Raw genomic sequence first — 13,101 nt, 5'->3', positions numbered from 1 at the left:
TGTCCCTGCTCGGCCGAACGAGTCACTGGTCCCCGTCGGCCTCGGCATCGGCTTCCGCATCGGCGAGGATCTCGTCGAGTTCGGACTCGATCTCCTCGTCGCTGACCTTGACCGACTTCAGCTCCTTCGCCGAGACGTGCGTCGCCGACGAGGTCGTCGGCGCGGACTCGGTCGAGGGTTCGATGGGCTCGGAGAACTCGGCAGCCTCGTCCGCCTCTGCGGTCGGCTCGGCGGGTTCGTCCTCGACCTCTTCGACGGTCTCGATCTCGACACCGGCATTAGGGTCCGGCTCTTCGTCGCCGAAGAGGGTTCCGGTGGCCTTGGCGGTCCGGCGCGAGAGCTCTTCGTACTTGTCGGCGAGCTCGGTCTCACCGTGGAGCCGCAGCACCTCGGCGTAGGCGGCCATGAGGCGGACCAGAGCGCCGCTGGGCTTCTGGGTGAAGTCCTCGGCCTCGATGAGCTTGCGCGCACCATCGAGGTCGTCGAGGTCGGACTTCGCTCCGGCTGCGACGATGACGAGCTCGGTGCGGATCTCGTTGTCGAGGTCGAGTTCCTCGGAGCTCCTCAGCAGCTCGAGCGCCTTATCCGGCTTGCCGCGACCACGTTCGGCGTCGGCGATGAGAGCGATGTTGTCGTTCGATCCGGAGATCCGACGGTGGGTGCGCAGCTCGCGCACGGCTTCGTCGTACTTCTCCACGTAGTAGGCGGCGATGCCGAGTGCCTCACGGACGACGCCGACACGGCCGGCGCGGGCCATCGCTGCCTTCGCATGCTCATGCGCACGCTCGGGGTCGAGGTCGAGCAGACCGCCGGCGGCGACGAGGTGCTTCGCGACCATCGCCGCGTTCTCCTTGTCGAGGGAGCGCAGCTGGCCGACGATCTCCTTGTCGAGTTCGCGGCCCGTGACGCCTTCGGGGATCTCGGGTTCCTGAATGCGGGGACGACGTGCGCGCTGCTCGCGTGCGTATTCGCCGGTGTCGGTCTTCCGCGAGGCGCGGCGATCGTTATCGTTGCGACCGGCTCCGCCACGACCACGTCCGCCACGGCGGTCGTCATCACGGCGCCTGCCCTGGTAACCCCCACGGCGGTCATCATCGCTGCGACGGTTCTGACCGTAACCACCTTGGCGGTCATCATCACGGCGCTTGCCCTGGTAACCCCCACGGCGGTCATCATCGTTGCGGCGATTCTGACCGTAACCACCACGACGGTCATCGTCGCTGCGGCGATTCTGACCGTAACCACCACGACGGTCATCGTCGCTGCGGCGGTTGCCTTGATAGCTGCCACGGCGATCGTCATCACGGCGGTTGCCCTGATAGCCACCTCGGCGATCGTCGTTGCTGCGGCGGTTCTGGCCGTAGCCTCGGCGGTCATCACGGCGGTCGGAATGACGTGGCCCGCGGCCGTCCCGGTCCTCCGGTCGACGGTTGCGATTATTGTCGCGATCTGAGCGGCGACCGCCTTCTGCGCGGCGGTTGTCCTGGCTGCCTCGCGAATCCCCTTGGGCCACGATTCTCCCTATGAAGTCTTTTCAATGATTCCGCACCATTCTAGTGCACTGACATCGACGATGCCCTGTGGCCGAGACCACGACTGTCCATGATTCTTCCGCTGGCGTCCCGGACCAGGATCTGCCTGCTCTGTTAGAATCAGGGCGAATCGGGACAGACGGCCAGCAGGATATTGCATCAGCTCGGCGACAGCGATCGGGTCGCTTCGCCTCAGGCAGCAGAGGATCAATGGGAACTGACGTGGAAGCATCGTGTGCAGCGCCGAGTCGCCTCCCGATCCCCACGCCCGCTGCGACAGCCGCATCTGCAGCTTCCCTCACCCTCGCATCCGCTCCCGGCCCCAGGGCCGCGGACCCCGCCTCCGCACCCGTTGCCCTCACCTGCACCGCGCAGACTGTCCTCACCTGGGATTGTGACCAGTCTCATCGGATTGAGCATTCGAGCCTGCCGTTCGCATATTGTGGAGGCCACGACGGTCTGCTTCAGCCTCGCCGATCCGCTCGCTCGCGCTCGTGGGCACGGCTCTCCACGCCGATTCCGCCCACCTGCGACCGCCGACAGCGCGAAAGCTGCAGTGATCGCCGCGTCGGCCCGATGGCCAGACAGCGCTGAACTCAGATCACCAGAACGTTCACCAGCTAGGAATAGGAGATATCGTGCCCAACACACTCTTCATCGACGGCCAGTGGGTCTCGGCCGTCAACGGCGGAACCCGGAAGATCAACAATCCGGCCGACGGCAGCTTCGTCGCCGAGGTGGACGAGGCCAGCCCTGCCGACACCGAACTCGCGATCGCCGCGGCCCGTCGCGCCTTCGACTCCGGCGTCTGGTCCTCCGTGCCCGCCAGCGAACGCGGCGATCTGCTGCTGAAGTTCGCCGCCACCCTGCGTGAGCGCAAGGACGAATTCGCGAAGGCCGAATCCCTGGACACCGGCAAGCGCTTCGTCGAATCGCAGATCGACATGGACGACATCGCGAACTGCTTCGACTACTTCGGCAAGCTCGCCGGAAACGACGCCGGTCGAGTCGTCGACGCCGGAACCGACACCGTCGCCTCGAAGATCGTGCACGAGCCGGTCGGCGTCTGCGCCCTCATCACCCCGTGGAACTACCCGCTGCTGCAGGCCGCGTGGAAGATCGCGCCCTGCATCGCAGCAGGCAACACCTTCGTCCTCAAACCGGCCGAACTCACCCCGCACACCGCGATCCTGACCATGCAGGTGCTCGAGGAACTCGGTCTGCCCGCCGGAGTCGGCAACCTCATCCTCGGAGCCGGTGCCGATGCGGGTGCGCCCCTGTCGACGCACGAGGACATCGACATGGTCTCCTTCACCGGCGGTCTGGTCACCGGCCGCCTGCTGGCGAAGAACGCCTCGGCGACGATCAAGAAGATCGCCCTCGAGCTCGGCGGGAAGAACCCCAACGTCGTCTTCGCCGATGCCGACTTCGACGCCGCCCTCGACAACGCGCTCAACGCCGCCTTCGTCCATTCCGGACAGGTGTGCTCCGCCGGTGCCCGGCTCATCGTCGAGGAATCGATCGCCGAGGAATTCGTCGACCGCCTCGTCGAACGCGCCGAGCAGATCCGCCTCGGCGGTCCCTTCGATGAGAATGCCGAGACCGGTCCGCTCATCTCCGCGGCCCACCGCGAGAAGGTCGCCGCCTATGTCGAGAAGGGCGTGGCCGAAGGCGCACGCGTACGCTGCGGCGGCAAATTCGGTGAGGGCGATCTGGCCGACGGCTTCTACTACCTGCCGACCGTGCTCGACCAGGTCAAGCGCGGCATGTCCGTGGTCTCCGACGAGGCCTTCGGTCCCGTCGTCACCGTCGAGACCTTCTCCACCGTCGACGAGGCGGTCGAGATCGCCAACGACACCTACTACGGACTCGCCGGCGCCGTGTGGAGCCAGGATGCGGGCAAGTCGCAGCTGGTCGCCCAGCGCCTGCGCCACGGCACCATCTGGATCAACGACTTCCACCCCTACCTGCCGCAGGCCGAATGGGGCGGCTACAAGCAGTCCGGATTCGGCCGCGAACTCGGGCCCACCGGTCTGGCCGAGTACCAGGAGGCCAAGCACATCTACCAGAACCTCGAACCGGCCGTCACCGGCTGGTTCCCCGACCACTCGAAGTGACAGAGGGATCCCGCAGACGCACATCGAGAATTAAGGAGAAATGACAGTGAAGACCACTCACAGCTTTGACTACGTCGTCGTGGGCGGCGGCTCCGCCGGAGCCGCAGTGGCCGCACGGCTGAGCGAGGACCCCGAGGTCAGCGTCGGACTGCTCGAAGCCGGACCCACCGATGTTGGCGAGGACGTCATCCTCCGGCTCAACCGCTGGATGGAGCTCCTCGAATCCGGATTCGACTGGGACTACCCGATCGAGGAGCAGGAGCAGGGCAACTCGTTCATGCGCCACGCGCGGGCCAAGGTCCTCGGCGGCTGCTCCTCGCACAACTCCTGCATCGCCTTCTGGGCGCCGAAGGAGGACCTCGACGAGTGGGAGACCGAGCACGGCGCCGCCGGCTGGGGTTCGAAGGACACCTTCGGCCTGTACAAGAAGCTCGAGAACAACGAGCTGCCCGGCGACCACCACGGCCACGACGGCCCGGTGCGCCTGATGAACGTGCCCGCGGTCGACCCCTGCGGCATCGCGCTCCTCGACGCCTGTGAGCAGGCGGGCATCCCCCGTGTGCAGTTCAACGAGGGCGAGACCGTCATCAACGGTGCGAACTTCTTCCAGGTCAACCGCAAGGACGACGGCACCCGTTCGTCGTCCTCGGTGTCCTACCTGCACCCGATCCTCGACCGTGAGAACCTCACCATCCTCACCGACACTCAGGCCAAGGAGCTCGAGTTCGACGAGGACGACAACTGCACGGGCGTGCACGTGGTCAACAACGCCTTCGGCAAGACCACCCGCATCGAGGCGAAGCGGGAAGTCATCGTCTCCGCCGGTGCCATCAACACCCCGCAGCTGCTCATGCTCTCAGGGATCGGCCCGGCCGACCACCTCGCCGAGGTGGGCATCGACACTCGCGTGGATTCGCCGGGAGTCGGCGAGCACCTCGGCGACCACCCGGAGGCCGTGATCTCCTGGGAGGCCAAGAAGCCGATGGTCGAGGAGTCGACCCAGTGGTGGGAGATCGGCATCTTCTCCCCCACCGAGGAGGGACTCGATCGCCCGGACCTGATGATGCACTACGGTTCGGTGCCCTTCGACATGCACACGCTGCGCCAGGGATACAAGACCTCCGAGAACTCGTTCTGCCTGACCCCGAACGTCACGCATGCGAAGTCGCGTGGCACCGTGCGTCTGCGCTCGAAGGACTTCCGCGACAAGCCGAAGGTCGATCCCCGCTACTTCACCGATCCCGAAGGCCACGACATCCGCGTCATGGTCGCCGGCATCAAGAAGGCCCGCGAGATCATCTCCCAGGACGCGATGTCCGAGTGGGCCGGTGAGGAGCTGTTCCCCGGCAAGGACGTCCAGTCCGATGAGCAGATCGCCGACTACGTCAAGCGCACCCACAACACCGTCTACCACCCGGTGGGCACGACCCGCATGGGTGCGCCCGAGGACAAGATGTCGCCGCTGGATCCGCAGCTCAAGGTCAAGGGCGTGAACCGTCTGCGCGTCGTCGACGCCTCGGCGATGCCGGAGATCACCACCGTCAACCCGAACATCACCGTGATGATGATGGGCGAGAAGTGCGCGGAGATGATCAAGTCCGGTCAGTGACGGCTTCGCCTCGGGGCGGCCGCCTGGAAAACGCCGCAGGGGCTGATGCGAGTTTCGCATCAGCCCCTGCGGCGTTTCTGTGCCGGTCAGCCGGCGGAGTCGTCCTCGGCGTAGCTCCTGCTGCCGGTGCGGCTGGCCAGCGTGCCGTGCCGCTTGCTCCGGTGGCGGGGCACCTCGATATAGGGGTCGCGGAACTCCGGCGCCGGTTCCTCGGCCTGCGGACGGGTGACGACTTCCTCGTCTTCGTCGTATTCGTGGCTGAAGTCGTCATCGTCGGCGCTGCGGCGCTCGACCTCCTCGGGCGGGAGCACCTTCTTCCAGCGGCGCATCCGCACGCGTGGCAGCACGCCCGCATCTTCGCGCAGGGCTCGCATGAGCGCGTAGATCTGGAAGTAGGCGATGATGAAGAACGGCAGACCGACGAGGATGATCGTCGACTGGAGCGCTTCGAGTCCACCGGTTCCGGAGAAGACCAGCAGCGTGGCGGTGACGACCGCGACGGCCAGAGCCCAGAAGATCCTCTGCGGCAGCGGGTTGAAGTCCTCATGCCCGTTGTTCATCGTGTCGACGACCAGTGCCGCGGAGTCGACCGAGGTGACGAAGAAGATGATGACGAGGACGATCGCGATCACCGACATCGGCCCTGCCAGAGGATAGTGGTCGAGGAACGCGAAGAGCGCTCCCGGGATGTCACCTTCCTTGACGACGCGGTCGACCAGTCCTCCGCCCTTGTTGAGCTCGATGTCGAACGAGGCGTATCCGAAGATGCCGAACCACAGGATCGAGAACGCCGAGGGGACCGCGAGGACGCCGATGACGAACTGGCGGATGGTCCTGCCGCGGGAGATGCGGGCGATGAAGATGCCGACGAACGGCGACCAGGTGATCGTCCAGGCCCAGTAGAAGACCGTCCAGGTGTTCTGCCAGCCCGTGTTGGCGAAGGTGTCGTTCCACAGCGCCAGTTCGGGCAGCTGCTGGATGTAGGTGCCGAGCGATTCGAAGACGCCCTTGGCCATGAACAGGGTGGGGCCGAAGACGACGATGAAGATGAGCAGCAGCACCGCCATGACGATGTTGATGTTCGAGAGCACCTTGATGCCCTTGTCCAGTCCCAGCGACACCGAGATCGTGGCCAGGCCGCAGACGACTCCGATGATGATCAGCTGCCACAGCGCGTTCTCCGGGATCCCGATCACCTGGGCCAGACCGCCGTTGATCTGCAGGGTGCCGAGTCCGATGGAGACGGCGATGCCGAAGACGGTGCCGATGATGGCGACGACGTCGATGAACTTTCCGATGGGGCCGTGGATCCGCTCACCGAGGATGGGCTGGAAGATCGAGCTCACCCGCGGGGGCAGGTTTCGCTTGTGGATGAAGTAGGCGAAGCACAGGGCGGGCAGCGTGAAGATCGTCCACGTGTGCAGGGTGAAGTGGTAGTAGGTGAAGTTCATGGCGTCGACCGCGGCGGCCGGGGTGCCCGCCTCGATGCCGAGGGAGCCCCGCGGTGGGTCTCCGAAGTGGCTGACGGGTTCGGCGACGCCCCAGAACATGAGGATCGAGCCGATGCCGGCGGCGAAGAGCATCGCGAACCAGGCGCCGTTCGAGTGCTCCGGCGGTTCGTCGTCGGGCCCGAGCTTCGCCCGGCCGTACCGGGAGGCCGCGATGTAGATGAGGAAGCCGAGGAACACCGTGACGCCGAGGATGTAGAACCATCCGAGGTTCGTCAGCAGCCAGTCCGAGGCCACAGAGACGCCGGCGTCGAGCACATCTGTGAAGAAGATCGTTCCGAGGACGAAGAGGACGATCACGGCGGCGGAGGAGAAGAAGATGGCCGGGTTCGTGCGAAGTCTCAGCGCATCGTGCAGTCGATCAAGCATTTGCGGAACCTTCCGTAGTGATGTTCCGCCCACCATACCCATGAGCAACGCGGATTAGTGCGATCTCTGCGAAGAAACATGGTGCCTGGCCAGCAGAGGTGCTTCCTCAGCGCCCCTGCCAGATCGGCTCGCGCTTCTCCGCGAAGGCCCGTGATCCTTCGAGCGAATCGTCCGATTCCAGCATCGCCCGGTAGCCGTCCAGCCGGCCCGAGCGCATGAGGGCGAAGCCGTCGGCGACGCTGAGGGTCTGTGTCGCCGATACGACTTCCTTGATCGCGCGCAGGGCCAGGGGCGCGCCGCGGCCGATCTGCTCGGCGAGCTCGAGAGCGGCGCTGACGACCTCCGCCGGCTCGACCGTCCGGTTGGTCAGGCCCCAGCGTTCGGCCTCGGCGGCGGTCATTCGGCGTCCCGACATGAGCATCTCCATGGCCACGGCCTGCGGCAGCAGCTGGGGCAGGCGCAGGACTCCCCCGGAGTCGGCGATCATGCCCAGCTGCACCTCGGGCAGAGCGAATTCCGCCTCCGCGGAGGCGACGATCAGGTCCGCGGCCAGGGCAAGTTCGAAACCGCCGCCGAGTGCCAGACCGTTGACCGCGGCGATGATCGGCTTCGTCCGATCGAAGTATTCGGTGAGTCCCGCGAAGCCTCCCGGTCCGTGGTCGGCGTCGACGGCTTCGCCCTCGGCTGCGGCCTTGAGATCCCAGCCGGCGCTGAAGAAGCGGCCGCCGGCGCCGGTGAGCACTGCCACTCGCAGCTCGGGATCGGATTCGAATTCGGAGAAGGCCGCAAACAGCGCTCGGCTGGTGGCCACATCGACGGCGTTGGCCTTCGGCCGGTCGAGCGTGATGAGCGCCGTCGTGCCGATGGTCTCCATGTTCACTGCTTCTGTCATCTCAGTTCCCTCACTGGTTCGTCGGTTGGTCTCTGTGCGGCTCCCGCATATCGCAGGAGCACGTCGACGGCCACCGCTCCGTCGCCGGTGGTCCCGGACGCGACAGCGCCGACGGCCTCGGCTCGTTCGTCGCCTCCGTCCGCGGCCGGGGCGGCGCGGAGGATGAGCGGATTGATCTCGAGCTCGGACACCGTGCCGTCTGCCAGCGCCCAATCGACGATGGCAGTGATCGCGCGCACGGCGGCATCGACATCGGCTCGCGGTCTGCCGCGGGCGCCGTCGAGCACGGGCCACAGCCGCAGCGAGCGGAGGGCCGCATGGATCTCCTCTGCTCGCACGGGCAGCAGCAGGGAGACGAAGTCGCGGACCACTTCGACGAGAGTGCCGCCCACACCGAGGGTGAGCACCGGACCGAATATCGGGTCCGTGCGCAGCCCGACGACGAGTTCGGCCACCCCGTCGGCGACCATGTGCTCGATGAGGAACCGAGTGCCGATGCCCTCCATCGCGGTGACCGCCTTGATGACCTCGTCTTCGTTCATCAAGCCCACGCGCACGCCGCCGTGGTCGGATTTGTGCGCCATGACCGGCTGGACGACCTTCGCAGCGACAGGGAAGCCGAGGGCGCCGGCTGCGTCAGCGGCGTCGCGCGCACTGTCGACGACTCGGCCGACGGGAACCGGCACCCCGGCTTCGGCGAGCATCCGCTTCGCGCTGTCCTCATCGGTCTGAGCATGTCGCGCCGACTGGCGGGCCGCCTCGGCGGTGGAGGCATCGGACGGTTGGGCAGGAAGCAAGGGCAGCACGGGTCTGGCACGCGCGGCGGAGATGCCCGTTGCGATGCGGACGGCGCTCATGGCCTCCCGGACGCCGTGCAGGGGGGCGATGCGGTGGTCGATGAGTTCGACTGCCTCTTCGTCCGGCAGACCTTCGGGCAGCGAGGTGATCACGGCAGCGGGTGCGGGGCGCTGAGCGTGCGCGGCGATGAACGCGCGCAGCGTCCCGCGCCAGATCTGCGGGTCGGCGCGGTCGGGCCGGGGAACGTCCACGGCCAGAGCGTGCAGGTCCGAGCCTGCGGTGAGCAGGTGGGCGAAGCAGCGCTGCTGTGCTTCTTCGTCGCCCCAGATGAAGGTCTGGTAGTCCAAGGGGTTGCGGACGTGCACGCGCGGTCCCAGAGTCTCTCGCAGGCCCCGGGCGGTGGTCTCAGGCAGTTCGGGCATGCTCACTCCGGCGGCCTCGGCGGCATCGGCCAGCAGCGCCGCTTCCCCTCCTGAACAGCTGGCCGAGGTCAGCGTCGGTGCGTTCAGGGGGCCGTGGACGTGGAGGAGCATGAGGGTTTCGATGAAGCTCGGCAGGTCGGGGGCTCGACCGATCCCGAGGCGGGCGAAGAGCGCATCGACGAGCACATCGGGGCTGCCGAAGGAGTTCGTGTGGCTGAGGTTCGCCTGTTCGCCGAGGGCCGAGGTGCCGGATTTGAGCGCGATGATCGGCACATTGCGCTCACGGGCCTGCATCGCCAGTGCTTCGAGTTCATGGATGTCGCCCAGAGCTTCGAGGTGCAGGCCGATGGCGCTGATCCGGTCATCGGCGAGTAGGCCTGCGGCCAGGTCGGGCGCCGACAGCGCCGCGCTGTTGCCCAGGGTGGCCAGGAATGCCAGCGGCAGTCCCCGTCGCTGCATGCTGATGTTCTGTGCGATGTTGCCGCTCTGCGTGATCACGGCGACCCCGGTCTCGACGCGGCGTCCACCGTGTTCGTCCGGCCACAGAGCGGCCCCGTCGAGGTAGTCGATGATGCCGATGCAGTTCGGTCCGATCAGCGGCATGCCCCCCGCCGCGGCGACGAGATCGGCCTGCAGCTGCGCGCCGGCCTCGTCGTCCTCGGCGAATCCGGAGGCGTGGCAGATCGCGCCTCCGACGCCGGCCTCGGCGAGTTCGGCCACGATTCCCGGGGCCGCCGAGGCGGGCACGGCGACCAGAGCGGCGTCCGGGGTGCCGGGCAGTTCCGCCACGGACGGATAGCAGGGAAGTCCGCTGAGGATCTGCCTGCCCGGGTTGACCGGCCAGATCGGTCCGTCGAAACCGATCTGCAGGCTCTGTTCGATCGCTTTGGCGGCGGTTGCGCCGCCGATGACGGCGATGCTGCGCGGTTTGAGGCAGCGTTCGAGTCGTGTCCGGTCGACCATCATGCGCCCAGGGGTCTCAGCAGGGACCGGGAGATGATGTGCCGCTGGATCTCACTGGTGCCGTCCCAGATGCGTTCGACGCGCGCATCGCGCCAGAAGCGTTCGATGGGCAGTTCGCTCATCAGACCCATGCCGCCGAAGATCTGCACCGCCTGGTCGGTGATCCGGCCCAAGGCTTCGGAGGCGAAGAGCTTGGCCATGGCGGCGTCGCGGTTCGACATGCGGCCGTGTTGGAGGCGGCTGGCGGCCTGCAGCGTCAGCAGCTCTGCGGCTTCGACGTCGGTGGCCATGTCGGCCAGCTGGAATCCCACACCTTGGAAGCGTCCGATCGACTGGCCGAACTGTTCGCGTTCGGCCGCCCAGCGGATGGCCATGTCGAGCACGCGCCGGCTGCGACCGACACTGGTGGCGGCGACGCTGAGCCGACTGGCTCCCAGCCATTCGTCCATGAGGTCGAAGCCGTGCCCCTCCTCGCCGAGCCGCTGAGTCGCCGGGATGCGGCAGTCGACGAAGGAGAGCTCGCACTGGTGGTACCCGCGATGGGACACGCTCGCCGAACCACGGGTGACTTCGAATCCGGGGGTGTCCATGTCGACGAGGAACGCGGTGATGAGGTTGCGCGTCCCTCGCGGGGTCTCCTCGGTGCCGGTGGCGGCGAAGAGGATGACGAAGTCGGCGGCGTCGGCGTGGCTGATGAAGTGCTTGGTGCCGTTGATGATGTAGTCATCGCCGTCGCGGACGGCGCGCGTGCTCATCGAGCGCACGTCCGATCCCGCGCCCGGTTCGGTCATGGCCAGACAGTCATGGCGTTCGCCGCGGACCGTCGGCAGCAGGTAGCGTTCGCGCTGTTCGCCCTCGCAGGCTTCGAGGATATTGCTCGGTCGGGCCACGAGCATCTGCAGGGCGAAGCTCGTCTTGCCGAACTCGCGCTCGGCCAATGTCAGGCTGATGGGGTCGAGGTCACCGCCGCCGATCTCCTCGGGCATGTTCGCGGCATAGAGTCCGGCGTCCAGCGCTCGGGTGCGGATCTGTTCGGCGAGTCCTACGGGCAGTTCGTCGAGTCGTTCGACCTCGTCTTCATAGGGCATGAGTTCGCGTTCGACGAACTGTCGGACGGTGTCGGCCACCGCCTGCTGTTCGATATCGAGTGAGAAGTCCATTCCGGTGTCCTCCTGGTCGGTGTCGGGGAGGCAGGTTCAGCGGCGGCGGATACCCATGGGGCGGCCGACGAAGGCGGGGCGCTCGAGGTGAGCATGGGCTTTCGACAGCTCCTCGAGTCGTCGTTCCAGCCAGTCGGGCATCGCGGCTGAGCGGCCGATTCCGGTGTCGACGTGGACGAGCAGCTGTTCTCCGGCGGCGACGGTCTCTCCGGTTTCGCAGTTGTCCATGGTGTGCAGGATATGCACGCGTTTGCCGTCGAGGTCGAGGACGGCCAAAGAGAGTTCGAGCTGGTCGCCTTGGCGGGCCTGCGCGATGTTGTGGATGTGCGTTTCGACGGTGAAGAGGGAATGGCCGGCAGCCCGGTAGTCCTCGTCGATGCCGATGAAGCGGAAGAACGCGTCGGCGCTGTGGCCGAATGCCAGAAGGTAGCTCGATTCGCTCATGTGGTCGTTGTAGTCGACCCAGGACCCGGGCACGTCTGTCCGGTAGAGCACGAGCGGGGCAGGCAGTTCACGTCCGCTCTGCCATTCCATGCTCCCGGTTCCTTCGAAGGGGGTTCTGATCCGCCCAGCACCGTCGGTCACGTTTCGCTCTCCTATGCGCACACTCTGCAATCTGACTACACATTATGCGAAGCAGCCGTGTGGGCTGTCAATGCCCACTGTCCGAGCGCATCCCTGATACGGTGCTAGAGCGCGGGCCGCGCCTGGACGTGAGGGAGTGTGAATGGCTCAGCAACCGGACATCGAAGCCGCGGGATCTGCCGGCCGCATCCAGTCCGTGGAACGGGCGATCGCGCTCATGGAGGCCATCGCCTCCGGCCCCGAACAGGGCTCCACCGTCGCCGAGGCGGCCGATGCCTGCGGGATCAATCGTGCGACCGCATGGCGGCTGCTGGCGACCCTTGAGCACAGTCACTACGTGGAGAAGGATCCCTTCACGAACCGCTATACAATCGGGTTCGCCGTCAACCGACTCGCGAGGAGCGCCGGCATCGATCGCCTCATCAATCGGTGTCACCCGATCCTCACGCGCTTGAGCCAGGAGACCGGGGAGACCGCCAGTCTCGCCGTTCCTCGAGAGCTCGGACTCACCTACGTCGACGAGGTGGTCCCGCCCAGTCTCATGACCGTCCGGTGGATCGGACGCAAGGTCTCACTCCATGCGACTTCCGCGGGCAAGGCGATGTTGGCGTGGCTGCCGCACAGTGAGGTCAGCTCGGTGCTGTCAGCACCGCTGACCGGTCATACCGAGGCCACTCATACGGAGACGGATGAGCTCGAAGCCGAGCTCGAGGAGATCCGCGAATCCGGCTACAGCATCGCCGCAGGCGAACTCGAACAGGGAGTGCATGGCGTCTCCGCGGCCATTCGTGACCGGCAGCGCTCCCCCATCGGGGTCATCAGCATCTGGGGGCCTAAGGAGCGGATCCCGCATGGCAGGTTCGCCGAGCTCGGCGCTCTCGTCGTCTCTGCCGCGCTCGAGGCGGTCGGCGACGCCGCGGGCTGATCCACGGCAATCGGGGGTTGGTGCCATTCAGGTACCCACGCCGGCGATCATACGAACGTGGGGTCAATGATCAGAATGTGGACGCCACGAATGTGAATGCAAAAAAAGAGGGGACATCCCAAACAGGATGCCCCCTCTTCCAACAAATTATTGCGGCAGTCACCTACTCTCCCACAACCACCAAGTTGCAGTACCATCAGCGCGAATGGGCTTAGCTACCG

The 13,101-nt window shown here is 66.4% G+C and carries 10 protein-coding genes; 4 read left to right on the top strand and 6 right to left on the bottom strand.

All coding sequences use genetic code 11. The features are described 5' to 3' along the window. Window positions 1–22: 22 nt before the first annotated feature. On the bottom strand, window positions 23–838 hold the full coding sequence (locus tag IIE29_RS07510) for a hypothetical protein (protein WP_246475816.1): 816 nt from the start codon (window positions 836–838) through the stop codon (window positions 23–25). Between IIE29_RS07510 and IIE29_RS07505 the strand changes: the two genes are divergently transcribed. From IIE29_RS07505 to IIE29_RS07495, 3 genes are all read left to right on the top strand, one after another. Further along, window positions 824–1,453, top strand: coding sequence for a hypothetical protein (locus IIE29_RS07505; RefSeq protein WP_209324635.1), 630 nt, complete (start codon window positions 824–826; stop codon window positions 1,451–1,453). The two genes, IIE29_RS07510 and IIE29_RS07505, sit on opposite strands and share 15 nt — an antisense overlap. A 717-nt stretch (window positions 1,454–2,170) precedes the next feature. After that, window positions 2,171–3,649, top strand: a complete 1,479-nt coding sequence (locus IIE29_RS07500; protein ID WP_209324634.1) for an aldehyde dehydrogenase family protein — start codon at window positions 2,171–2,173, stop codon at window positions 3,647–3,649. Between the two features lie 40 nt (window positions 3,650–3,689). Further along, window positions 3,690–5,258: a GMC family oxidoreductase gene (locus IIE29_RS07495; RefSeq protein ID WP_209324633.1), complete on the top strand. Its 1,569-nt coding sequence runs from the start codon at window positions 3,690–3,692 to the stop codon at window positions 5,256–5,258. Window positions 5,259–5,344: 86 nt separating this feature from the next. Here IIE29_RS07495 and IIE29_RS07490 read toward each other — a convergent pair whose 3' ends face one another. From IIE29_RS07490 to IIE29_RS07470, 5 genes are all read right to left on the bottom strand, one after another. Then, entirely contained in the window at window positions 5,345–7,135 is a 1,791-nt protein-coding gene (locus IIE29_RS07490; RefSeq protein ID WP_209324632.1) for a BCCT family transporter, read from the bottom strand. A gap of 106 nt (window positions 7,136–7,241) precedes the next feature. Beyond that, window positions 7,242–8,027, bottom strand: a complete 786-nt coding sequence (locus IIE29_RS07485) for an enoyl-CoA hydratase-related protein (RefSeq protein WP_209324631.1) — start codon at window positions 8,025–8,027, stop codon at window positions 7,242–7,244. Then, window positions 8,024–10,213 (bottom strand): acetate--CoA ligase family protein, encoded by a 2,190-nt coding sequence (locus tag IIE29_RS07480; protein WP_209324630.1) that lies wholly within the window; start codon window positions 10,211–10,213, stop codon window positions 8,024–8,026. Before IIE29_RS07480 ends, IIE29_RS07485 begins: the two co-directional genes overlap by 4 nt. Continuing rightward, on the bottom strand, window positions 10,210–11,370 hold the full coding sequence (locus tag IIE29_RS07475; RefSeq protein WP_209324629.1) for an acyl-CoA dehydrogenase family protein: 1,161 nt from the start codon (window positions 11,368–11,370) through the stop codon (window positions 10,210–10,212). Before IIE29_RS07475 ends, IIE29_RS07480 begins: the two co-directional genes overlap by 4 nt. 36 nt (window positions 11,371–11,406) lie before the next feature. Next, a complete protein-coding gene (locus tag IIE29_RS07470) occupies window positions 11,407–11,904 on the bottom strand; it encodes a thioesterase family protein (RefSeq protein ID WP_209324628.1) in 498 nt (165 codons plus the stop codon). Window positions 11,905–12,097: 193 nt separating this feature from the next. Here IIE29_RS07470 and IIE29_RS07465 point away from each other — a divergent pair, with 193 nt between their 5' ends. Then, on the top strand, window positions 12,098–12,880 hold the full coding sequence (locus IIE29_RS07465) for an IclR family transcriptional regulator (protein ID WP_209324627.1): 783 nt from the start codon (window positions 12,098–12,100) through the stop codon (window positions 12,878–12,880). Window positions 12,881–13,101 lie beyond the last annotated feature (221 nt).

The sequence above is a fragment of the Brevibacterium renqingii genome (genome assembly GCF_017808095.1).
In the GTDB taxonomy this organism is placed as follows: domain Bacteria; phylum Actinomycetota; class Actinomycetes; order Actinomycetales; family Brevibacteriaceae; genus Brevibacterium; species Brevibacterium renqingii.
The sequence above is the reverse complement of the archived record's forward strand: the minus strand, read 5'-3'. Positions and strand labels throughout refer to the sequence as shown.